Annotated in this window: 21 protein-coding genes; 5 read left to right on the forward strand and 16 right to left on the reverse strand. The window is 41.6% G+C overall.

The genetic code is table 11. The annotated features are described in order from the left end of the window. Positions 1-248: 248 nt before the first annotated feature. Complete coding sequence (locus AAEY79_RS00740) at positions 249-1,229, forward strand: Hsp33 family molecular chaperone HslO (protein WP_101211768.1); 981 nt, start codon at positions 249-251, stop codon at positions 1,227-1,229. A gap of 85 nt (positions 1,230-1,314) precedes the next feature. On the opposite strand, the gene AAEY79_RS00745 is transcribed toward AAEY79_RS00740, so the two are convergent. From AAEY79_RS00745 to AAEY79_RS00810, 14 genes are all read right to left on the reverse strand, one after another. Continuing rightward, positions 1,315-2,253 (reverse strand): hypothetical protein, encoded by a 939-nt coding sequence (locus AAEY79_RS00745; protein WP_201565793.1) that lies wholly within the window; start codon positions 2,251-2,253, stop codon positions 1,315-1,317. Between the two features lies 1 nt (position 2,254). Further along, on the reverse strand, positions 2,255-4,291 hold the full coding sequence (locus tag AAEY79_RS00750; protein ID WP_201565791.1) for a hypothetical protein: 2,037 nt from the start codon (positions 4,289-4,291) through the stop codon (positions 2,255-2,257). Positions 4,292-4,303: 12 nt separating this feature from the next. Further along, a complete protein-coding gene (locus AAEY79_RS00755) occupies positions 4,304-5,272 on the reverse strand; it encodes a hypothetical protein (protein WP_201565789.1) in 969 nt (322 codons plus the stop codon). After that, complete coding sequence (locus AAEY79_RS00760) at positions 5,269-6,657, reverse strand: DNA methyltransferase (protein ID WP_201565787.1); 1,389 nt, start codon at positions 6,655-6,657, stop codon at positions 5,269-5,271. Before AAEY79_RS00760 ends, AAEY79_RS00755 begins: the two co-directional genes overlap by 4 nt. A gap of 221 nt (positions 6,658-6,878) precedes the next feature. Next, positions 6,879-8,360: an alpha/beta fold hydrolase gene (locus AAEY79_RS00765; RefSeq protein WP_201565785.1), complete on the reverse strand. Its 1,482-nt coding sequence runs from the start codon at positions 8,358-8,360 to the stop codon at positions 6,879-6,881. 235 nt (positions 8,361-8,595) lie between these two features. Beyond that, on the reverse strand, positions 8,596-10,800 hold the full coding sequence (locus tag AAEY79_RS00770) for a PhoX family phosphatase (RefSeq protein ID WP_352286815.1): 2,205 nt from the start codon (positions 10,798-10,800) through the stop codon (positions 8,596-8,598). Positions 10,801-11,059: 259 nt separating this feature from the next. Beyond that, entirely contained in the window at positions 11,060-11,776 is a 717-nt protein-coding gene (locus tag AAEY79_RS00775) for a fumarylacetoacetate hydrolase family protein (RefSeq protein ID WP_352286818.1), read from the reverse strand. A 95-nt stretch (positions 11,777-11,871) separates the two neighbouring features. Further along, on the reverse strand, positions 11,872-12,597 hold the full coding sequence (locus AAEY79_RS00780; RefSeq protein WP_025651665.1) for an ABC transporter permease: 726 nt from the start codon (positions 12,595-12,597) through the stop codon (positions 11,872-11,874). A gap of 12 nt (positions 12,598-12,609) precedes the next feature. After that, positions 12,610-13,344 carry an ABC transporter permease gene (locus AAEY79_RS00785; protein WP_025651666.1) on the reverse strand — a complete coding sequence of 245 codons (735 nt, stop codon included), beginning with the start codon at positions 13,342-13,344 and terminating at the stop codon, positions 12,610-12,612. A gap of 470 nt (positions 13,345-13,814) precedes the next feature. Next, entirely contained in the window at positions 13,815-14,675 is an 861-nt protein-coding gene (locus tag AAEY79_RS00790) for an ABC transporter substrate-binding protein (RefSeq protein WP_407074165.1), read from the reverse strand. Between the two features lie 197 nt (positions 14,676-14,872). Then, on the reverse strand, positions 14,873-15,811 hold the full coding sequence (locus AAEY79_RS00795) for a transporter substrate-binding domain-containing protein (RefSeq protein WP_173239120.1): 939 nt from the start codon (positions 15,809-15,811) through the stop codon (positions 14,873-14,875). Between the two features lie 89 nt (positions 15,812-15,900). After that, a complete protein-coding gene (locus AAEY79_RS00800; protein WP_201565781.1) occupies positions 15,901-16,701 on the reverse strand; it encodes a transporter substrate-binding domain-containing protein in 801 nt (266 codons plus the stop codon). Between the two features lie 344 nt (positions 16,702-17,045). Continuing rightward, positions 17,046-17,846 carry an ABC transporter ATP-binding protein gene (locus AAEY79_RS00805; RefSeq protein WP_025651670.1) on the reverse strand — a complete coding sequence of 267 codons (801 nt, stop codon included), beginning with the start codon at positions 17,844-17,846 and terminating at the stop codon, positions 17,046-17,048. 335 nt (positions 17,847-18,181) lie between these two features. Then, positions 18,182-18,505 (reverse strand): hypothetical protein, encoded by a 324-nt coding sequence (locus AAEY79_RS00810; protein WP_025651671.1) that lies wholly within the window; start codon positions 18,503-18,505, stop codon positions 18,182-18,184. A 543-nt stretch (positions 18,506-19,048) separates the two neighbouring features. Here AAEY79_RS00810 and AAEY79_RS00815 point away from each other — a divergent pair. The 4 genes from AAEY79_RS00815 to gltS all read left to right on the forward strand — a co-directional run bounded on the left by AAEY79_RS00815 (position 19,049) and on the right by gltS (position 22,979). Further along, the gene (locus AAEY79_RS00815; protein ID WP_352286825.1) at positions 19,049-20,350 is read left to right on the forward strand and encodes a glutamate-5-semialdehyde dehydrogenase; all 1,302 of its coding nucleotides are present in this window, start codon (positions 19,049-19,051) and stop codon (positions 20,348-20,350) included. A 123-nt stretch (positions 20,351-20,473) separates the two neighbouring features. Further along, a complete protein-coding gene (locus tag AAEY79_RS00820) occupies positions 20,474-21,238 on the forward strand; it encodes a ribonuclease domain-containing protein (protein WP_350587772.1) in 765 nt (254 codons plus the stop codon). 1 nt (position 21,239) lies between these two features. Further along, positions 21,240-21,587, forward strand: a complete 348-nt coding sequence (locus tag AAEY79_RS00825; RefSeq protein ID WP_173239117.1) for a barstar family protein — start codon at positions 21,240-21,242, stop codon at positions 21,585-21,587. Between the two features lie 117 nt (positions 21,588-21,704). Further along, on the forward strand, positions 21,705-22,979 hold the full coding sequence (gltS, locus tag AAEY79_RS00830) for a sodium/glutamate symporter (protein ID WP_025651675.1): 1,275 nt from the start codon (positions 21,705-21,707) through the stop codon (positions 22,977-22,979). A gap of 116 nt (positions 22,980-23,095) precedes the next feature. Here gltS and AAEY79_RS00835 read toward each other — a convergent pair whose 3' ends face one another. Together AAEY79_RS00835 and AAEY79_RS00840 are read right to left on the reverse strand one after the other, a co-directional pair. Further along, positions 23,096-24,181, reverse strand: coding sequence for an XRE family transcriptional regulator (locus tag AAEY79_RS00835; RefSeq protein WP_352286972.1), 1,086 nt, complete (start codon positions 24,179-24,181; stop codon positions 23,096-23,098). Beyond that, entirely contained in the window at positions 24,159-24,842 is a 684-nt protein-coding gene (locus AAEY79_RS00840; RefSeq protein ID WP_352286828.1) for a hypothetical protein, read from the reverse strand. The genes AAEY79_RS00835 and AAEY79_RS00840 overlap by 23 nt, the downstream gene beginning before the upstream one ends. Positions 24,843-25,008: the final 166 nt, after the last annotated feature.

The following is a 25,008-nucleotide window of genomic DNA, read 5'->3' on the forward strand; positions in this document are numbered from 1 at the left end:
ACGACGACTTTCATTTTTAAGTGCTATACCAAGACGCAACGATTGAATGAAAGCCAGCCATTGCAAGAAATATCGACAGATACATTGAAGTACACAATGACAGATATATTGATAAACATCAGGTTAATTAATAATGACATTTATGCTAAATAAATGTCTTCAGACTTTAAAGCAATCGAGTAAATACGATTGATAAATCCTGAGCAATCCCCATAAAGCTAACAACTTCTTAATACTACAAATGACTTATGACCCAAGATACTCAAGTCCCAAATGTGGACAACCAAACTGCTGGCAACCCTACTGATAACGATATCCGCCAACGCTTTTTTATCGAAGACTCGCCCGTACGCGGTGACGTGGTGCGCCTATCACGCAGCTATGCGAGCACCATTGCCCAAAAGCCTTATCCTGAAGCGCTAAAACGCTTATTGGGTGAAATGCTGACAGCGGCAAGTTTGCTGATCAGCACCGTTAAAATCAATGGTCGTCTATCGATTCAACTGCAATCATCAGACAGCGATAGCCTGCTCAATTGGGCAATGGCAGAATGTGATCAAGACGGTATCATCCGCGCCCTTGCCAGCTGGAAAGGCGACACCGATGAACAAGTGCAAGCTTGGAATAATATGACCCATGCCAAAGAAGCCTTTGCTGAGTTGGGCGCGACGGGACAAGGCGTATTGTTTATCAATATCCAGCCTGATGGTGGCGAGCCGTACCAAGGTATCGTCGAGCGCAGTCATGACAACTTGGCTGACTGCTTAGCGCATTATCAAAAGCAATCTGCGCAGATTCCAACGCTGATTAACTTGGCGTCTGATGGCCTACAGGCAGGTGGTATTTTAGTACAGATGCTACCGCGTACGGCTGAGGAAACCTATGAAGTCGAGCAAAACGAAGACGCGGGCATCGATGATGATTTGTGGACACGTTTAAGTGTGCTAACTCGTACAGTAAAAGCAGAAGAATTGACCACGCTGGATGCCAACGAGATTATTTATCGCTTATATAACGAAGAAAACGTCGTAGCGCCCGATCCTGTTGCTTTGGCATTTGGTTGTACCTGCTCACGCGAGAAGTGTGAAATGGCGATTGAGCAAATCGGTGAAGCAGAAGCCTTAGAGATCGTCGAAGAGCAAGGCGGTACGTTTGAGATGGATTGCGGCTTTTGCGGTGAAGTTTATAAATTTAATAAAGACGATGTCGCAGCAGTATTTGCTGACTAATTTGTATTAATGCAAACCAATTATTATAAAAATCCCTCAAGTATGCTGCTTGAGGGTTTTTGTTTAGTCTAAATCAAGGTTATATTTACAAGTTATCAAATTCAACTGTGTATAGCCAAGTTTTAGCAACACCAGTTGAAGTCTCTTTTTGATAATTCTTTGTAAAAGGATATATTAAACTTACAGCTTCATTTTCATAACGTGACATCCAAGCTAATCCTGCTCCTAATGCTTGTGGCTTAGTAGAGAGTGGACAAATATACACGTGCCTATACTTGCGTAAGCACTTATTGTCGTCTATATAATTAATTAAAGCAGAGGCTGTCTCAAATGGATCCCATGCCGGAGCAAACAATGGATCTTTAGGTTTCTCACCCATGGAGTCATAAGCCTCAACAGTGCATAAAATATTCTCTTGGTACATATCAGGTTGTAAGGAAGGAAAACCAAAAAGCATCACAACATCAGCATTTTCACTATATTGAACAGCTCTCCCTATCAAATTTTTATCGTATCCTGCTAAAATAATGATCAAATCTCTTTTATCATTAGCATTATTACTACCTTGGAAACCTGTTATTTGTCTAGTTTCATATACAGATCCCGAAGAGAATTCTGTTTTCTCCTTACTCTTGTATATACTTGGTTCGCTGTAAATAAAATCTACTGACTTAAAATTCTCGTTTTTTAAATACCTCAGTAGGAGAATTAGTTGTGGTCTCATAAATCCTGTTATATCAATACATACGCGTTGATCAATATACTGACTCAGATTTAAAGAGCTATCTAGAGATTGCAACTGTTCTAGTTCATTTTTTCCTTTTACCACTATTACATTTGAATTTGGTATTTCAGCTGTCGAAAAGTCGTACTCTGGCTGTATTAGCCAAAATTTAGACGTAGCAGTAATATCTCTGAAAACGTCTTTAACTCGGTCACTATTATTAAATGAAGATAGAAATAAGTCCCAATTAATATCGTTATTTAATTCTAATTCATCTCGATAAAAAAAAGAAAAATCCATTCTAAAAATCCAATAGCTGTTGTGTTAATACTTCAGAAATACTAGTGGTCGAGAATGGAGCATTCCTAGAGTTTTCAAATTCATTTTTAAACTTATTGAATAGCTCATCCTTAGTAGAGTCTATGAGCAGTTCAGCATTGTTAGTTGTTAGTGATAAAGATCCTCTTCTACTAATTGGAAGCCCCCATCTAGGGCAGAGCAGCCCATTTAAATGATACTTATCCGAGATATTCTGTGAATTTTTATCCTGTCGTTTATCATCGTGAGAAATAATAACTCGTATTCTCTCTGCCCACCTAATTATATTGACAAAATCAGGACTTAACTGAGACATATTAATTGAGAAACTAATTGCAGAACATTCAACTGGTTTATCTGCATACATCTCAATTCTAAATATCTCACATAGTTTATTAATAAATAATGCTACCTCTTTACCTAACTCACCTTCACTCACGCTATCATTGTAAAACCAGTCTGCAGCTTCTTTCAGAGATAATATTTGGGATTTGGCACTAATTTTAAAATTAGGATCAAACGGTTTTCTTCCAGCAAATACTTCGTACTGATATATATGCCTAAGCAAGGTAATAATATGCCTAGGAAACCCTTTAGTGATTAATAGTAAATTAGGCAAACCTACGTATTGATATGAATTATTTCCATGCTTTTCCCTCAAAATAGCGCCTATATAGTTAGTTCTGTATTTATCAAGCTTAACCTTTATATCACCTTTTCCTGTCGCTTCAAACTCATCTAAGTTTACTTTTATTTTATCAGAAACTTTTAAGAGCTCTTCTTCAGTGGGCTTGCACTTAGACCATCTTTGACTGAATAGATGAATTGCAGCCTTTTCCACGACTGGATTTTTCTCAACATATAGATTTTTTTTGATGTATTCACTACTCTCTTTTCCTAACTTTCTATTACACTTATTGACAAATTTAACTAAAGTTTTTTCAGAATAATTTTTGTCTTGTTGTACAAGATATTCTATATTAGGATTTTCAAATAGATTGAATAAATATTCTTTCCTCTTGCTAGCTAATTCTTCTTCGCTTAATTTGCTATTGACCAACAAAACATCCTCTGCGAGACCAGAAGAAACCAGTCTGTTTACTATTAATTTTATCGCAAAATTTTCATAATTGGAGTTTTCTTCTGATAATATGCTATCAAGTCGCAAAACATCGAACTCATGGCCCTCTTTATTACTCTCGTTAGACCCCATTATTTCATAAGTTTTCATACCATGTTTTCTAACACCAATACGAAAAGTTACCGGATCTTTTTTCTCTCGGATTAAAGTATTAATATATTTCTGCTGGTTAAAACTTATATTCTCTAACTCATCTGCTAGATAAAGAAAATTGACATTTTTAAAATAAGAAGAATATTTTCTTAGAGCTATTGGTATTCCAAAAATAAGATCACCATAATTAGTCAAAATTTCAACATTTATACTTGTCTTGAATAATGAATTGTTTATTTCATAGTCTATTTTCCGAGAAATTTCGTCAATACAATATTTTAACTCTACTATATTCTTAATACCTTGCATATCATCATTTTTTTGGAATATATCTATTATATCTTTACAAAACTGCATTTCATTATCGAAAAAATTATTTTCTTCTTTTAATCTGACCAATGAGTCAAGAAACAATCCTGCCAACCATAAATCAAATGAATATGAAAACAATCTATCAATCTGATCTTGTGGTATGTTTAAATTATCAAATCGGGAACCGTGTAAACTACTAGATTGAAAATAAACACCATAATACCCATCACTTTTAATACCATTTAATTCATTTTCTTTATTTCTAAGTAACTGTGCACTAGAAGAAAAATACCTCATTAGATGCGTTTTTCCGCTACCTTTACCACCAATAATGTACTTAGCTACCAAGGATTTTGCCGAAAAATACTCTAACAACCCCTTCGCCTCACTTAAATCTACCCAATTTTTATTTACTTCATCATCATTCAAATCGTTTGCTTTAATTGTAGTAAAAGGATTTTTATTCATTTCCATATTTTACCCCATTTAGCTTAATTTACTATATCTTTTGAATATTGGTTGCCACTGTTTACGTACTGACCAAAAAATAGGCAATGTATTGTTTGGAGTATTATGAGTGAATCCAAGTAATAATTGGCTATCATTATATCCCAAAGCATCAACATGATTTCTTGATATTTTTTTTCCGTAAGTTCTACTCATTTTTTCAAGATATGACTTATCAATGGAAGGGTTTACTGTAGTAGGAAAGCACCGAGAATCTGTAGAAAAACATTTAAATGTATCATTCAACTCAAAAATACATGCAACATCATTAAAGTCTACTTTTTCCTTAATTTTATTAATTGCTTCTTTTGTAGCAAATAATGCTACATACTGAATCACTGCTTCACTATTCTGAGCTTTAATCGTCTTAATAGTTTCAGCAGTACGCTTGATAACCTGTGTACCTGTACCACTCAGATCGTCTAGAAAAACATACCTATTAATTGACATATCCTGTATAGTTACGCCAACGACACCATTCTCATTGTTAGTAAAATTAAATATTTCGCTTTGATTTATAAATAATTTACTCGATAAATTATTCTCTTGTCGAAAATAATATAATAAATGTGTTCCACTTTCAGCAGGATTACCTACGCCAATAAATCTAACCTTCCTCAAACTATTCAAATATTGACTGTTGATTAATTGGAAATTATTTGAATTACTATTACTCTTTCTTATAGATTTAATTAAGGGATGCTTAACTTTATCTCTAAATACTGATTTAAGCATTTCTCTTATCTCACGATTACCGAAATACATGAAACAACTTAGCAAATACAGTGCATGTAGTTTTTGTTTGTCTATATCAGTATCAAAGTTAGTGATTGTAAAATTATCTAACCATTTATCAATATCCACATTATCAACTTTGTTCTCCCATATATTTTCTGAAAGTTTCTTTATCTTAACTGTGAGACTATCCTCAAAATTTAATTCATTCATTTTTTAAAAACCAAAATCCATTCTGAGTTCATAACACTAGAGGTTTTATTTCTTTTAGTCATTAATCCTCTAGAGTGAATATCATCAACTAAGACTAACTCGGTTGAGAAACCAACTTTCTCTGCTATTAGTTGAATATACTTTTGTGTTTCAAAATCGAGACCACAAACCTTATTATTTCCCATTACTATTACACAATAACAATTTTTATTAAGAACATTATACATCTCTCTTATCGATAGCTCCATCTCGATAATATAGTTACCATTTATATGTGCTCTTAAAGGGTTTATAGTCCATATCGACTGGAGCATTTCATCTATTATTCGGATTCCAGTATTCGCTAAGGATTTATATTCACCCTTACTATAGTGCTCTCTACCAATATTTAACTTTTCAAAATCACGTAAATTTTTATCTTCACAAAAACCAAGCCAACCTAGGCTTAGAGAAGAGGAGCGAATATATTTCTGTGCACCAGCATAAGGCGGTGATGTTATAATAAAATCTACTTTTTCTTTATCAAAAACTTCGGATTTTGATAGGTTCTTCGCGTCACTACTAATAATTTTAGCTTTATGCAAAATAGATTTCTCATAAAGCTTTTCCATTCTTAGAATATTATTTCTTACTTGCCTCCTAAATACTGAAAACACATCAATGCTTTCTAACAGTTTCAGTTTTTCCCTGAGTTTTTCTTGCATCTCTACTGATTTATATTTATCTGGATTTATTCTTACTGGAACATTCATGTTTTGGTCAGAATAACTACATTTTTTTATAATCGATGAGAAAGTTACCAAAAAGAAATCTCTTACCTCTTGCGACTCTATTTTTTCGATTGCTTTTAATAAACGTGATAGATCATGTTGTGTTCCTTTGGAAAACCATAGATCAACGTTTACAACATTACGTAAGTCGTATTTTCTATATCGCCTTGCATTAGTTATAATTTTTTCAGTTACACTTAAAAGTAATTCTGGATTTAAAGATGTAGTTTTCACCTTACTAATCAGGGTAGCTAAGGGGTTAGCATCACAACCGTAAGCATTGTAATTATGTAGTATGGCCTCTAATAAAACTGTACCCGACCCACAGAATGGATCTAAAACTATTCTGTTTGTACCATTAAGCATTCGTTTAGAGTTTAAGAAAAATATAGGAATGTGCTTAATCAATTTAGCTGGATATGGATGTATATAATGTGTGTAGGAATCAGCATATGGTACCCAATATACTAACTTCCTGAAATCAACTTGAATTGGGGTTTTATCTTCAGAATATGCTTCTATCAACTTATCAAGAATATAGTCAATATACGTTGGAATGTCGGCACTTTCTAAACAAGAGTCTTCAATCAAACAATCAGCATCAATAACTTTCATATAACTATCAAACACTCTCTTTTACTTATCTGGTTAGGTTATTAATAATGTTAGCCAGTGTTTTAGAAAATCGACTTTAACTAAAACACATAATATCATATTAGTTAAGCGACTTGAGGTATTACTATAGCTCTGAATAAACATCTTATTACAGAAACTTAAGTTCTCATTAACACTTAAGATACTATCAGAGCTCACAATGAATTGAAAAATAAAATTCCCTACACCGCCACAGCCAAACTTCTAGGATAAGAATATATGCGCGTTCTACCAGCATAATCGCTTTTTCCATTATCAAGCAACCATTCAACGACTTGCTCACGCACCCTTCTACTATGAATTAAGTTCATATGATTGACGCCATAAAACACCGCTTTATGACCATCTGGGACAAATAACGCATGCTCGGCATCATCCTCGCCTAGCGCTGATGCGACCGATACCAAGCTATCGCCAAGTAAATCTGTCATCTTTGAATCATAATGAGTCTCGACCAAGGCACTAGCGACAAAATATGTTTTGATACCACTTGGCAGCCGTGCAGGATGGCGGAAATCTTGTGGTAGCACGCTACGACCTTCTAGAGACTTCCAATCAGCATCCCGAATGCTACCATGACGCAGATCAATAATACCGGCACTTCGCATATCGCCTAACTTGGCAAGTGAGCCTGCAAAGGGTAGCTTGGCGATAATATCTTGGACGTGGTTGCCGATGCGCTCAAGGACAGCCCCATGATGCGGCGAGCCTAACGTGATAAGATTGCCCACCCGTTTGACCCAATCCAAGCGTTCTTGCTGACCATAAAACAGTGCACTACGAGCGACCAAGCCGCCCATACTGTGCCCGACCAGATCTATCTGACTGATGTTTGGATTGTTATCCACTAAGTCTTTTAGCAATTGCGAGAATTTACGACCACTGCGTGAGATGCGTCGGCCAGTATTGTAGTCCAGCAACAGCACAGTAGTGTCTGGCTGGGTGTTCTTGATGGCATCATCGATACCATTACCTTCTCGCGATTGCCAGCTCAAGTGGCTCATACACAAACCATGACACAAAATGGTGACACGCCCTGATAGCGCGTCACGTTGTAGATTGCCGTCTCTGTCGTATAGCACCATCGGCACCGCAAGCGCATTACCATTATTCACGAGGTGATCGCCCATGACACCATTGAGGACATTGACCAGCTTTTTTAACGAATCTGGTAGTGGTCGCGCACTTTTTTGACTAATGATGTTTTTGTAGATACGCAGCACCGATGCGAGATTATTGCCCACCATCAGCATGATATGGCGTATCGTGCCATAGATGCGTCCGGTGATACCACGTTGCCAATTGTTAACATTGCCTTCGTTAAAACGCCCCAAAGGACGCAAGATAACTTCGCGGTGGATGGCTTCTACAATCTCAGTGACCTCAACCACCCCCATCGTCGCCAGCTGTGCTAAGCCCTCAAAAAAATCAGCCAACGAGATAGGCTCACGCGACGTTGTCGCATTATTATCATCTGCCAATAGTTTGACCAACTCATCGACATCGATGGCTTCAAGCTGGTCTATTTGCTCGTACAAATCACCATGCAGCGGCATGCTATCGTCTGAGACGAAATGCGCCTCAAGTTCATGGCGGTTGCGGGCATCGCTGTTAGCGCTATCAGGGATAACACCATCAGCGTAAGATAAATTTGGACGATTCATAATAGTGAAACATTCAGCAAAAAGGTTAGTTTTACATACTATCCTTTAAATGAGCTAAATAGAAGGGAATGATTTGACCTTCGCGTATGTTTCTTGACAAATAACTTAATAATTTTATAGAGATAAGCCTTAGACGATGTCATTGATCTCATAAAAACAAAAGAATCCCAAGCCATTACTTGGGATTTTTTTGACTGATTAATTTTTTATAAATTTGTTATATATAGTTAATCGCTTATATAAAGGACTCGGCCAGTATAACATCGCCATCCTCGCGCGTAATCATGACCGTGGCTGAACGTGGCGTACTGCCACCAGCGATGGCGCCCCAAGTATTACCAGGATGCTGAATATTGATAAACAGCGTTTTAAAATCTGGCGTCATGGTAATACCTGTCACTTCGCAGCCCTCAGGACCAACGAAAAAACGTTTGATATTGTTATCACTAGCAAGCATGCCGACTGGCGTTTGTTGCCCAGCCGAAGTGGTGGTCAGCGCACCATCATTCACCTTGCCCGGTAGCGCCGCCAGTAACATGCAGTTCGTGGTATCGGTATACGCACCATCATCGGTCTGAATCCACAACACACCACGTGGGTCAAAGTATAAGCCGTCTGGCGAGGACAAATCATTGCTGGCATTTAACTGCGATAAATTCTCTGCGGACAAACCACTAGGCGCAGCAAACAGATAAATATCCCATTCAAAGGTCGTTGCCGCATGATCGCCGCCCGCTTCTGCCCAGCGGATGATATGCCCATTGTCATTGCCACGCGCTTTGCCACCTGCTTCATAGCTGCGCGGATTGGATGCTGAAACGGGCTGGTCGTCACGCTCGCCGCGATATTTATTATTGGTCAAGGTCACGTACACCTCGCCAGTCATGGGGCTGACTGACACCCATTCAGGTCGATCCATCTTGGTTGCACCTAGCGCGTCAGCAGCAGCACGGGCAAAGATTAAAACCTCATCCTGTCCATTAAAAGGCAAGTCGCGATTAGAAGCGTCCAGTCCATTTTGACCATGAATCAGTGCCTTCCATTCGCCTCGACCATTTTCATTAAAGGTCGCGACGTAGAGCGTGCCCTCATTCATATACTTGTCACCAGCTTTTAGGCCGCCACCGATATCCGAATTTGACCATGTGGCTTTGGAGACGAATTTATAGATATACTCACCGCGTGCATCATCGCCCATATAAAAGACCACGGGCTTGCCTTGCTCAACAGGCGCGTAGGCACAGTTTTCATGCGCGAAACGCCCTAGTGCGGTACGCTTTTGTGGTACGGATTGCGGCTCAAACGGGTCAATTTCGGTGATATAACCAAAGGTATTAAAGCCATTACGGTAATCATCGGCAGCGCTTGCTCCAACGGCAGTCATGTCCCAACGTGAGAATTCGTCAGGGATTTTGGCGTCTTTGGCCTCAGGTGTGTGCCATAAATATTCAAAGCCAGCAAAGTTCTCTGTTGCCCCATAGCGCTTGCGACCATAATTATGTTCAGCACTCAATTGACTGGCATCTTGTCCACGCGCGAATACCCCTAGGAAGTTCTCTTCGGTGGTCAGATACGTGCCCCAAGGTGACAGCCCTGCACCACAATTATTATTGATGCCGCGAGTCTGAAAACCGGTCGGGTCAAATTTGGTCTTAACCAAATCAGAACCAGCAACAGGCCCCGCCAATTGCGTCGTGGTACTACTGGTAATACGGCGATTGTATTTTGAATCAGTCACCATCTCATAGCCTATCCCATTGGTGCGTCGACTCATCTCAACCACCGCAACGCCATGGCAATTAACCTCTCGGCGTACATCGCTCGCGAGGCGACGGTTCTGGAATATCGGCGCAGCATCATTATCTTGAGTCACATAGTAGCCAAACGGGCTAAGCTCGCTACTATTCACGTACTCATGGTTCATGACCAGCAGACCATTGTCTGACGCTTTGGTATCATATGCGCCGCCTTTTTTGCCAAAGAACCACATACCATCATGGTTGTCACCCATGCGCCATTCGAACGACTCGGCAGACTGCTCACGATTGTCTTTCCAATCATCGATACCAGACATGAGCGGCGTACCCAGTGGTAATATTATCTCCGCTTTGTAGCCTTCAGCCACGCTCATCGTTTCGGCAGTGGAATGTGCTACTGCGGTAAACTTCAAGGCTTCCGGACGCTTAAGATCGCCCTGTGCAGGAATAGCAGCATTGTTGCCTGCGCTATTATTGATGGTATTGCTGTCATCGTCGTCACTACAGCCGACCAACGGCAGCGCACCAAAAAAAGCAGCAGCCGTCAATCCCGTGCCACCTTTTAAGATACTGCGGCGGTTCAAGCGGCGGCTAATAATGGTTTGAAAGTCAATATTATTCGTAGGATTAGAGTCTTCAACGACTTCATGGGCAAGCAGTTGCTTATTATTCAATACGGTCATTATCAGTCACCTTGCTGTTGGCTGGATTGGCATAAAAAGGCTCGTTGCGGCGGTATTTTGTCCGCCACAACAATACGAATTACGCTTAAGTCTACCGAGCATTTATGACAGTACGTTGAAAGCCAGATGACAGTTTGATGACAATATTTCTGATAAAGAATGGCTGATGGACAGCTTTTATAGACACTGATAAAACAAAAACCCCAAGCGTTAACTTGGGATTTTTGATACTTCATACTTGAGACTAATTTTAGCAAGTTTAGTGTACTTGCGCCTGCCATTCATGTGCGCCCAACTTTAGCATGAGCTTATCACCTGCATGCAATATCCCAACGCCGCTTGGCGTACCAGTCATGATGACATCGCCTGCTTGTAAGCTAAACGCATGACTGATATTGGCCAATAATTCATAAACCGGAAACAACATCAAAGCGCTCTCGCCATCTTGCTTAAGCGTGTCATTGATGGTCAGTTGGTAGTGCACATCGGTAAAGTCACCGAACGCTTGCGGATCGAGCCAGTCAGCGAGTACACAAGCACCGTCGAAACACTTGGCACGCTCCCATGGATGACCTTTTTCTTTTAACTCAGTTTGCAAGTCACGCAAGGTCAAATCTAGTCCTAAGGTCACGCCACCAATCGCCTGCTGAGCTTGCCCAATGGTCGCAGCCGACAGGTCAGCTGACAGCTGAACGCATAGCTCTGCTTCGTAATGGGTCTCACCAAATACTTCTGGATTTGGGCGGATAACGCCTTGACGAATAGAGACCACCGCAGAGGCAGGTTTCATAAATAGCATGGGCGCGGCTGGCACCTCATTACCCAATTCGTGAGCATGAGCGGCATAGTTACGACCGACGCAGACGACCTTTCCGATGGGTGCGCGTAAGCTCTGATTGACACTCGCAGCGCCGTCATCATCATTGACATTTGCGGCAATGGCATCGACTAATGACATATGTGGTGATTGGCTCATACTAGACTCTCACAGCAAAATTATGGAAATTTTTATTGGCAAATTTAGCATTATCCAACATGATTTTAGCGATAAATCACTTTAATAATAAATCATTAAGGAATCGTATTGGTCATCACATCTGGTGGCACATAGCTGGCATGACGGTTCATTCTTTTTTCAAACAGTCTAAAGCTAAATAAGATCACCCACGATAACAACAAATAGACGATACCGGCTGCAAAGAACAATTCCATCAAGGTATAAGTACGGGCACTAATCGTACGAGCAACGCCCGTAATATCCATCAAAGCAATGGTTGACGCCAGAGCGCTGCCCTTTAGCATAAAGATAACTTCGTTACTGTAAGCGGGAATCACAATGCCAAAAGCACGCGGTAAGGTAATACGAGTCAGCTTCTGCCATTTTGACATCCCAATCGCATCAGCAGCTTCGAGCTCGCCCACGGGAATGTTTTGAATCGCGCCGCGAATGATTTCTGCCAAATAAGCGCTGGTATTGAGCGTGAAGGCAATGATGGCACACCAATAGGCTTGGCTCAGCACTGGCTCCCATAAGAATGAATCACGTACCGCTTCGAACTGACCAAGACCATAATAAATCAAAAATATCTGCACCAGTAGTGGCGTGCCACGGAAAAAGAAGATATATAAAAAGGGCAGTATCTGTACCACCCAATTTTTAGACAGTCGTAACAGCGCTAAAATCAGACCAAAGAACAGTCCTATAATACCTGAGATGACCACAAGCTGAACGGTCAAAACCGCGCCGCCTAGTAAGTCAGGGATATGCTCAAAAATAACCTGCCAATTCCAATCCATAGTATCTCTCCTCTATCCTATGGTCGATTGACGTTGAACGGATTGACGACTCAGCTTTTTAGCATAGCGCGCCGCTGGGTTGGCACGCCATTCAAGCCACATCATAAAACCCGTAATCAGCACGGTTAAACCCAGATAGATAATCGCCGCCGCCATATAAAAAGTAAACGGCTGCTGTGTTGACTGCGCCGCGCGCGAAGACTGATACATGATATCTTTGAGACCAACCACCGATACCAATGCCGTGTCCTTAAGCAACACCAAGAATAGATTGCCCAATCCGGGCAGCGCAATCTGCCATACTTGCGGTAGGGTAATACGATAAAAGGTCTGAAAAGGACGCATGCCTATCGCTTGCGCCGCCTCACGTTGGCCTATCGGAATCTCTTGAATCGACATGCGAAAAATTTCAGTCGCATAGGCACCAAAAGCAATCGACAACGCCATGACGCCGCCCCAAAAAGCACTAATTTCGACATAGTCGTTATAGCCGAACTTTTTGAGAATGCTCATCAGCAGTATAGAGCCGCCATAATAGATAAACAGCACCAAGAGCAGCTCAGGAATCCCGCGCATCGTGGCGGTATAAACAGTCGCAAGCTTACGTAGCAGCCAGATATTTGACAGCTTAGCTGTGGCACCGAGCAGACCTAAAAACATGCCGATGACTAAACTGGTCATGGCAAGTTGTATGGTGACGGTAGCGCCGCTTAATAGAAGCGCGCCAAATCCTTGTAAATCAAACACAATTATCCACTCAGTCTCTTTATATTAGCAATATTAGCAAAATATGAGTTAAAAGAATCAGCATCAATAGCTGAGCGCTGCCTATAACCGTATTTTATATCAAATTGATACGGACAATCTGTTTAATAGCACGACAACAGATTAATACCATCATAGAAGCGGTAATTGACACAGTAGAAATGAGCGCCGATTTTATCATATTCGCTCGCCGCTATGTTAATACTGACACGTAAAAGCGCGCCCTAAATCGCCACTTATCTCTACAAAAAGAAAATAAATAAGCAAGATTTGACCAAAGTTGACCCTCAATATTGATTCAATCAGCAAGATGTCATCGAAGCGTTCAAATTATTACACAAAAGGTTATAAGGCATTCTATAAAACAATAAAAAAGGACATCACCATTATAGTAATGTCCTCGTTATTAATACTAAAGTTTCAAACCTTACGATAATATTTATATTAAACGGTTATTGCGCGGTGCTATCTACCACTGGCTGCTCAGTATTTTCTAACGTAGCGTCCGTAACTATGCTGTTACTAGCGGCTGGCACGGCAAAGTACTTTTGATTGATTTTGTCATAAGTACCATTGGCCTTTAGATTGGCTAATGACTGATTGATCTTTGCTTGTAGTGCCTCATCATTAGGACGCACCGCTATGGCAAAGTTATCATTAATATCAATCTCATCACCTTTTAGCACATAATTACTGCCTGTGGGTGAGCTAAGCCACTCTAACGCCGGTAGTTTGTCAGATATCATTGCATCAACGCGACCGGAACCCAAATCTAAAAAGGCATTACTCAAGGTATCATAGAGCTTCATATTGGCTTTTGGATACGTATTCTCTAACCACTGCGAAGAGATGGTCGAGCGCTGCGCGGCAATCGAGTGCGCATTGATATCATCGCTGTTGCTTGGCTCAAAGCTGCTGTCTTTTTTGGCCAAAAAAACCAACGTATTACTAAAGTAAGGATTCGTAAAGGCAACTTGTTGCTCACGCTCAGGGGTCACTGACATCGCCGCGACGATGGCATCATATTTACCAGCCTTGAGACCAGGGATAATACCATCCCAGTCTTGGGCAGTAATCTCGCAGGTGACTTGCATATCATCGCAAAGCGCATTGGCCATATCCACATCGAAGCCGCCGAGTGTGCCATCTGCATTGGTATAGTTGAAAGGAGCATAAGCGCCTTCAGTACCGATACGTAGCACCTCCTCTGTCGCCGCAGTTGCGGTCTCAGTGGTCTCATTAGCTGCAGAGTTGCTGTCGTTAGCACTGTTTTGACTGTTGTTACAACCCGCTAAAGTAAAAACAGCAGCCATGCCCAACAGCGGCATAGACCAGCGGCTGGTCGTTACCAGCGTTCTGATTGAGGTACGAGTCATATTGAGGGCTGGGATAAGATAGTGGCTCATGATCATCCTTGATATTTATACAGTAGAAAACAGCTTAGTAAAACAACGCCTGCCTTTTATTAGGGCGTGTCTCATATTAGGACATGCCCTAGGCCAAACTCGTCCTAGTTGGTTGCCGTTTCTGTTTGTTCTTCTTCAGCAATCACTGCATTGGCATCGACATTACCTTCATCAACGACAACCACTTGCTCAACACTACCATTAGCGGCTGTTTTTTGTGCAGCAGCCGTTGTGCTAGTACCAAAATAGCTGCCAGTGATTTGATCATAGGTGCCATTGGCTTTTAGCTCTGCCAATGCTGCGTTAAATTTGGCAACTAGTGGATCGCCTTTACGGAAGGCAATACCCATGGCGTCATCATTGGTGCTGATCTCTTGACCTTTGACTTCGTAGTCTTTGCCCGCTTCCGTTTTTAGCCAGTCAATACCCGTTACTTTATCAGACATCATCGCACGTACACGACCTGAGGTGAGATCTAGATAAGCGTTGTCCTGAGTATCATAAAGCTTGACATCGGCATCGGCATGTTCGTCCTGCAAGTACTGTGACGCAACCGTTGAGCGCTGTGAGGCGACGGGCTGGCCTTTGAGAGCTTCTACGCTGATATCATCACCTTTTTTACCGATTAAGATGATGCCACTGTGGAAGTAAGGGTCGCTAAATTCCACGACTTCTTTACGCTCAGGGGTGATTGACATCCCTGCGATGGCCGCATCAAATTTCTGTGCATTCAGTCCCGGAATCAGACCATCCCAATCTTGGGAGATGACTTCACACTCTGCTTTCATTTGCGCACATAGTGCATCGACCAGCTCAATCTCATAGCCGATCAGTTTGCCATCGGCATCTGTGTAGCTAAAAGGCTTATAGCTTGATTCGGTGGCGATTTTGATGTTCAACGGTGTATCAGTTGCCGCATCAGCTTCGGCACTGTCTGTTGGTGCTGAGCTATTATTACACCCTGCTAGCATTAGCATGGCAGCGCTGAGCGGCGCAAGCCAAAAGGCTTTTTTGGTCATTAATGATGTCATTGAAATGGTCATGTTTGCTATTCCTTAATATATTTACCAGCCGTGTATTAACCCACTATTCGTTGATCGACGCTTATTCGTTAAAGCATATTCATCAACGCTTACTGATCAAAGTTAATTTGCTCAAGACGTGCCAGCTCACCATTACTACGGATTTCGCTAAGCGCTTTGTTAAATTCGTCTCTGAGTGGGTCGCCTTTACGGACAGCAATAGCAATATTATCGTCGTTATCAATCTCATCACCAACGACGCCGAAGCCTTCAGTATTGTCTGCTAACCATGACTTGGCTGAGACTTTTTCAGCCAATACCGCATCGCTACGTCCAGATTTTAGATCCAAATAAGCATTGTCATAATTGTCATAAAGCTTGACGGTGTTGCCGTCTTTGCCTTCATGGTTGTCTTGTAGGTACGCGCCTGGCGTCGTTGAACGTTGACCGCCAAGGGTTAGGTTTTTGATTGCCATCGGATCAAAGCTGCCTTTGGTATCGGTCAGCCATACCATAGTATTGGCAAAATAGGGCTCGCTGAAATCGACTTTTTCTTGGCGTTCAGCGGTGATAGACATACCAGCGACCACAGCATCATACTTTTGTGCCAACAAACCCGGAATGATACCGTCCCAATCTTGGGCAACGATTTCACATTTGGCTTGCATCTGATCACACAGGGCATTGGCAACGTCAATATCAAAACCGGCCAGCGTACCATCGGCATTGGTGTAGTTAAAAGGAGGGTAAGCGCCTTCGGTTGCGATACGAATGGTTTTGCCAGCCGTTTCTGCTGCTGGCGCATCGGCGTTGGTAGCAGCCGTTTCATCAGCAGGTTGACTACAAGCACTCAGCATTAACGCTGCAGTGACGGTCATCGATGACCATAATAGGCGAGAATTCGACATCATACATTCCTTAAGTTCTAATGGGTTTTTTAGGGTTCTGATATTTTGTTCTCTGACTTCCCTGCCAGACAAGCAATATAGATAGCAGAAAATGCAAGCAACCGTTATTAACGACCGCCTGTCAACCTTTTGATAATACCTGAGTAAAATATCAAAAACAAACGTTTTGCATACCGACTGTTATTATTGGGTAATAAATGGTCAACGGTACTTACCAATCAGCAGTTTGCGCAGCATAAGCCCATGTGCAATAAAAGCTTAATCACCATGAGCGACGATGCATTTTATCGGAATGCATCATCATTCTAAATGTCATTGGCTAAATATTATTGGTCAAGCGTCAGTGGTTATAGGTGTTGACGATGCGATGCCATAAAGTCTTTGACACGCTCAGAGGTAGGATTGTCAAAGACTTGTTCGGGCGTACCCATCTCTTCAACGATTCCTTGATGTAAGAATACGACTTGGCTGGAGACTTCACGGGCAAAACGCATCTCATGAGTGACGATTAGCATGGTGCGCCCCTCTTCTGCCAATTCACGCATGACTGCCAGTACTTCATTCACCAGCTCTGGATCTAACGCTGACGTTGGCTCATCAAACAATAATACTCGTGGCTGCATAGCAAGGGCACGGGCAATAGCGACGCGCTGGCGCTGACCACCGGATAAATTGGCAGGATAAGCGTCTTTTTTATCCAGCAGGCCCACTTTATCGAGCAGTTTTTCAGCATCGCTAATGGCTTGATCTTTTTTAATCTTTAAAACTTGCGTTGGCCCTTCGATGATGTTTTGCAAAATCGTTTTGTGTGGCCACAAGTTGAAGTTCTGAAAGACGAAGCCCACCCGCGCACGCAAACTCTCTAATTGCTTGATATCTGCGGCTTGAAGCTCACCTGATTTACTGGGCTTTAACATCAGCTCGTCGTTACCAATGATGATACGACCCTGATTGGGCTTTTCAAGCAGATTAATACAGCGCAATAAGGTAGATTTACCAGAGCCAGACGAGCCTAAAATAGAGATCACATCACCATCATAGGCGGTGAGCGACACCCCTTTTAGTACTGCCAATGAGCCATAGCTTTTATGGACGTCTTGTAAATCTAAGGCGATAGGCCGAGTCGGATTTTTTGCAATATCAAGCATGGTTCAGCAGACTTCCAATAAATATGAGTGAATACGAGAATAAAAAACAGCACTATATATAGTATAAATCAATGCTCTATAGACCGCTTTATATGATAGCGCGATGACTGATGTGCCATAAGAGAGGTATTGTCTCCTATAATGCAGAGAAAACGCAAACTTTGCACAGCATTGGCTCATGAATCAGCCAATAAATGACTGGCACAAAAAAGCCCAGACTGCATTTAAGCGCTGGGCTTTATTTTATCACTTTAGCGTACAAGACGTTGTTTTATCTGAGCATCGAGTCATCATACTTTAACCTGACGTCTTGAGACGATTTTTGACGTACTCATTTAATAGGTTGAGACGTGCTCTTGTTGTTCAGAGCCGTCTAATACGTCGTCATCAGCAGTCGAAACAGCCACATCATCTTTATTGCCCACTGCCATAGCCTCATCGTCGGCACTAGCAATGGCTATATCATTTTCTGTCGCTTTGTCAGCCGTTGAGACACCAGTGGCGCCTTGCTCGACTTCGACTTGGGCGTCAGTCGCGGTACTGGCCTCAGCCGTTGTTGCTTCTTTATCAGCACAAGCGCCTAGCATTAAGGTTGCAGCGGCTAGCGTGGCATACAACCATTTTTTACCCTTGTCATTCTTGTCATTAATGATAGCCATTGTCCTTCTCCATGCTCGTTAATCGATAAATTGATAGTCAACAATTTGTAGACTTAGTAATGACTATACTGACCATCGACACTGGCGTCCTTAGTAATTGCAGCGCAGTTCTGTTAAAAACACGTAATTATCAATTCATTTTGTAATGACACTCATATCGTTTTATTTTAGGTTAGCAATTACAACCATTTCACTATGAAAAACCTCTATAAGCGCTTTGTAAAGCGGGTTCTGTTCACAAATTCAACTTTACTATCGACCTAATCTGCTCTATGTTAAATGACATAGCGCCATAATCGCGCTCAGAACCATTTTTTGTAGACTATTGATGATATTTGGCAGTTTTTCTGCCTTTTTAGGTATTTTTGCAGCTACTTTAGTTATTTTTGTTACTTTTAATCAGTTAATAGAAATAATGATTTAATAAAACTGATCATTTGATCAAAGCAATGATTTGATAGAAGTAACTCTTTGATAAAAATTGAGTGTCTATCATTACTTAGTCTACGAATCGTTAAATTAGAAATATAAGGAAAAAGATTTATGAGTCAATCGAACACCACAGACGTTACCGCCTATATGCAATCTGTTGGCAAACAAGCGCGCGCCGCATCACGTGCTTTAGCTGCGGCCAATACGGGTGACAAAAATGCTGCTTTGATGTCGATTTATGACGTCCTGATGAATGCCAAACAGGATATTTTGTCTGCCAATAAAATCGATATGGACAATGGTCAAAAAAACAACTTAGACGCCGCCTTGCTTGACCGTCTAGAGCTAAACGATGCGCGCTTCGACGGTATGCTACAAGGTTTAAAAGACGTATCGGCGCTACCTGATCCTATCGGCGAAGTCACTGACATGACTTACCAGCCATCAGGGATTCATTTGGGCAAAATGCGTGTACCACTCGGCGTGGTCGGTATGATTTATGAGTCGCGTCCTAACGTCACATTGGAAGCCGCCTCTCTTGCTCTAAAGTCGGGCAATGCGATTATATTGCGCGGTGGTTCTGAAGCATTCGAATCCAACCAAGCAATCGCCAAATGTATCTTAGAAGGTCTAAAAAAAGTCGGACTGTCTGAGCACAGTGTGCAAGTACTACAAACGACCGATCGCGCTGCTGTCGGCGAGCTGATTACGATGACAGAATATGTCGATGTAATCGTGCCACGCGGCGGTAAGGGTTTGATTGAGCGTATTAGCCGCGATGCCAAAGTTCCTGTGATTAAGCATCTAGATGGTAACTGCCATACCTTTATTGACAGTGATGCCGATCCTGAGATTGCTATCAAAGTCAGCGTCAATGCCAAAACCCATCGCTATGGTACTTGCAATACCATGGAGACCCTCTTGGTCGATGAATCAGTCGCGGGTGAGCTATTACCAAAAATCGCTGAAGCTATTATTCAAGCCGATGATGCCATGCAACTACGTCTTGATGACAAGTCGCAAGCCATCTTAAGTGACAACGCTAAGCTTGCTGGTCATTTATCTGCCGCAACTGCTGAGGATTGGGATACCGAATACCTTGCGCCTATCTTAGCGATCAAAGTATTATCAGGCATTAATGAGGCCATCGAACACATCAATACTCACGGCAGTCATCATACCGACGTCATCATTACGGATAATTACACCAAGTCGCAGCGTTTTATCCGCGAAGTAGACTCAGCCAGCGTGATGATTAACGCCTCTAGCCGCTTTGCTGATGGTTTTGAATATGGTCTGGGTGCAGAGATTGGCATCTCAACCGACAAAATTCATGCGCGTGGTCCTGTTGGACTAGAAGGTTTGACCTCACAAAAATGGATCGTTTATGGTCATGGTGAGACACGCGCCTAATTTATTGCGCCCCGCCCTATCATCTACCGTCTAAATTAACGTATAATCCAAAAAAAACGTCAGCTTAATTGCTGGCGTTTTTTATGAGTTATAAAAACAGGAAGCTTAGAGGACGACATACTGATGCAAAGTGGCAAAATTAAGCACTGGAATCAAGATAAAGGCTACGGCTTTATCGATGTAGACGATCAAAACGAAGACGTGTTTTTTCATGTGAGTATCGTGCGCTTGTCACAGCCCATCGGTGAAGGTCAGCGCGTTTACTTTAATAGTCAGCGTAATGACAAAAACCAATTACGCGCCACTGAAGTTACTTCTAGGGACTTAAGTATTTTAGAAACCTCAGACATCACACCTGCTGCCCGCTCCTCCAATAATACTGAACGAGACCGCCAGCAGCATAAACGCCACACGACTCAAAATAATAATGTTAAAAAGAGTCGTGGTCATCAAAAGAAAAAAAGCCCGCTCTCGACTTTATTTAGTTTGATTGCGATCATAGCGGTAGCGGTTTATTTCTTTGCCGATCTAAAATCCACCCTTCTTGCTGACAATACTCAGTCGACGCCCATATCACAGACTTCCTCTATAGCAGCGGGTCAAGCACAGACGTCAGCCATTACTGGTGATGCACAGATTGACACTACCATTGCGCTGATAAAGCAAGGCGGGCCGTTTCCCTATCCAAATAAAGATGGCACGACGTTCTATAATCGCGAAGGCCTACTACCTGCTCAGTCGCAAGGCTACTATCACGAATATACCGTCCCTACTCCTAGCGTTTCTCATCGCGGGGCGCGGCGCATTGTCACCGGTGGCAACCCGCCGACCATTTATTATTTGACGGTGGACCATTATGATAGCTTTAGCAAACTGGAGGTGAATTAAGATGAGTGACGCCATTTATTATATTGACTCAGCCAACAGCGAGCTTAACGACATCGCTTCTGTTCCTGCACACGCTATCGACATTCCACTCGATGAGGTGCTTGATAAGCGCGCACTTTTAGTCAGTTTGGCTAAAGCCTGTGATTTTCCTAGCTACTTTTCGCATAACTGGGACAGTGCATGGGACTGCTTAACCGATAGCGAGGTCACGCAGTTAAAGCTTGATTTAACAAGGGTAAAAAACATAAATACTGAAGACTTTACTATATTTAAAAGTATCATCGAAGATGCGTATAGAGATTTTGGTAAGCCGCAGTTATGGATTGTGGTATCGAGTAAAGATAAATAATTTGGGGTGTGTCATCGATGACATGCTTTAGTGCCTTATTGAAAAAACCTAAATGTAAGACAGCACTGATTCTGTCCTACATTCAGGTTAATTTATATTTGTAAAAAGGATCAACTCATGGAAATTACTTTAAATGGATATTACACGCTGATCTTGGCAACGTTCGTGCTATTACTCGGACGTTTTTTGATTAAAAAAATCAAGGTATTAGAGGATTTTAATATTCCAGAGCCTGTCGTGGGTGGCTTGGTCGCCGCGATGATTGTTTACGCGCTTAACTTAATTTGGGGCTACAGTTTCAACTTTCATCAAGGTCTGCAAACAGCGACTATGCTGATGTTTTTTGCCTCTATTGGTCTCAGTGCTGATTTTGGACGACTAAAAGCCGGTGGTTCGCCATTATTTATTTTCACGGTTGTGGTCTCGGTGTTTATCATTTTGCAGGACGTCGTTGGCGTCGCGATGGCGAGCGCACTGGGACTCGATCCTTTGCTTGGACTGGTGACTGGTTCTATCGCGCTCACTGGTGGGCACGGTACGGCAGGGGCTTGGGGCGTGGTATTAGAAGAAGAGTATGGCGTGGTCGGTGCGACGACACTTGGTATCGCTGTTGCCACTTATGGCTTGGTGGCCGGTGGTCTCATTGGTGGACCTGTCGCTCGTCGCTTGATTCAACGTCTTGGTCTAAAACCGACTCCGGCTAATCCAAACCCAAGCGATGTCGAAAAACTGGCTGGCGAACAGTCGTTATACAGCACCAAACATACCGAAGATGGGGATCATAGACAGGAAGAGATGTTTGAAAAACCTGATAACATCCGCCTTATTACCGCCTCATCTACGATTGAATCATTAGCACTGTTTGCGGCGGCCTTAGCTTTCGCCGACATAATGACCATCGTCGCAGAAGGCACTTGGTTCCAACTGCCAACGTTCGTATGGGCGCTAGCGGCTGGGGTAATTATTCGTAACTCGTTAACTATCGTCTTCAACTTTGATATGTTTGACCGTGCTATCGATGTCATTGGTAATGCGTCCTTGAGTCTATTCTTGGCGATGGCGCTGTTATCATTGAAGCTCTGGCAGTTGACTGACTTAGCGGGCCCTGTGCTGATTATTTTGCTGGTGCAAACCTTGATTATGATTATCTATGTTTACTTTATTACCTTTAGAGTCATGGGTAAGGACTACGATGCGGCCGTGCTGTCAGCGGGTCATTGTGGTTTTGGTATGGGCGCAACCCCGACGGCGATTGCCAATATGCAGGCGGTAACGGATCGCTACTTGGCCTCGCCTAAAGCGTTCTTAATTGTGCCGATGGTTGGTGCTTTCTTCGTTGATATCGTAAACGCGACGATCTTGCAGATATTTACTAAACTGCCGTTTATGTAGCCTACTTAGTAAAAAATTAGACTGAGTTGATGTGAATAAGCCCCGATTATATTTTTATAATCGGGGCTTTTATTGTGTGAAATGATAATAATGCTAATGAGAGGATTGTTCTTGTATTAGCGCGCTGTAAGACTTGGCATAAACATTAAATTGGTTACTTCATCTAGAGGTAATTTCAATTCTTTAGCAAAGGATTTTACGCCCAAACCCTCCTTAGCTAACACTGGCATTATTTTTTCAAAAATTAGAGATTTTTCTCTAGGAATAGGCTGAGGCTCTTCCTTCCTATAACCTCTTATTGAAGCTTCTTCCATAAGTTTTCTATACTGCCATTCTGTAATAAGATTGACTTTATATAGTCTAAATATTAGGCTAACAGCGGATACCGACCACCTACTTTTTAGTTCAATGATATCCTCTATAGTTATATAGTTAGGAATAGCATTTGCAACACTTGCCTTTGGCATCAAAAATGCAGAAGCAAAATTATCAGCTTCCTGTTCAGCAACTCGGCTAGGAGATAATGAAACGTCAATAGGGTCATCGAAAGGTGAAGCATGCTTGTGCAGCAGTAAATGTCCCAATTCGTGGGCAGCGTCAAACCGACTACGCTCTGCTGACTTCCTATTATTAAGAAAAATAAATGGCAAGCCATCTTTCCAAAAAGAAAAAGCGTCAACATCTAGGGTATTTTCTGACAATGAAAAGACACGAACACCTTTGGATTCCAATAGATGTATCAAATTACCTATCTTCTTGCTTCCAAGCGCCCAATGCTCTCTGATCGTCTCTGCTGCTACCTCAGGATCACAACCTCTTAAATCTATAAAATCTTGTTTAGGAAGTTCAAAATTGTCTTGTATATAATTGTTGACGATGAGACTAAGTCGTCCAGCAGATATAGCAGCATCCCTTTGTGCAGCTGTCATTTTACTTAATGCACGAAATGAAACCGTCTCAGTAGATATTTCATCAATATCATCTTCAAAGAAGAACTGTGCAGGATAACTGAGAACTTGCGATATTTTCTTCAAAGACTCGCTAGAAGGCGGGTTGTTAATACCATCTCTCTCGTATTTAGATATAGTTTTTGAAGACAACCCTGTTTGCTCAGCAAGTTTCCTATATGTCATCTTGCGTCTTAGTCTTGCAATTTTAAATCTATCAGGATTAAACTCTTTATCCACTCTTTCTAGGCACATCAAAATCAATCCCTACAGTTGAGTCTTCTTCACTCTTCACGGACGTAAATTTAGGCTTATTCGAAATATCAATAGGTGACAAAATAATTCGCTTTTTATAGCCAGAAATAACTCTATTCTCTATCTTTGTAGGCAGTAATAGCTCAAATCTAATTTCTTCTTTCCTCTCGTCAATATGAAAAAGAAGTAACCATGTTTGATTTGGATCAGCAGATTCTTCAGTAATAGCATTTGCATCAAACAAGTCATCACAAGAAGTGAATAAATCTAAATTATCACTCATCAAAACGTTATAGCCCGAACCTTTTTGATTCTTAGGCTTTGGCTCTTTATCTTTGATGCCAGTATTATTATTGCCTGAATTAACAATAATTGTGATTTTTCTTAGTGAACTTTTAATACCTTCAATACCATTACTCTCGAAAGGCGTCCCCCAACTATGTTCTAATGCCTTTAGCCTTAACTCCTTCACAACATAATTCCAAGCGTTGTACCCTGCTGCTGATTTTGTAGAAAAATCATTGTCTTCACGTTGGTAAGCTCTAAATCCTGCATCTACTGCTTTCGCAAATACTTCATAAGAAAGACCAATTTTCTTAAAATCACTATCATCCTTAGGCTCGTCTGACTGAGCGATATATTCAGTTTTATAAGCGTGCATTTCTATTCCTTTATAAATACTAGTTCCACTATTTTAACCTCAAATGAGGTAAAAAAACAAGAACTAACTACTTTTTAAGTACGAACGTATGCAACCACTAAATACAAAGTATATATTTGAAATTTTGTACGTAAGCAATAAAAACCGCCTAGCAAAAGCTAAGCGG

Origin of the sequence: Psychrobacter sp. GW64-MNA-CIBAN-0177, from assembly GCF_040309585.1 — a bacterium.
Taxonomy (GTDB): domain Bacteria; phylum Pseudomonadota; class Gammaproteobacteria; order Pseudomonadales; family Moraxellaceae; genus Psychrobacter; species Psychrobacter okhotskensis.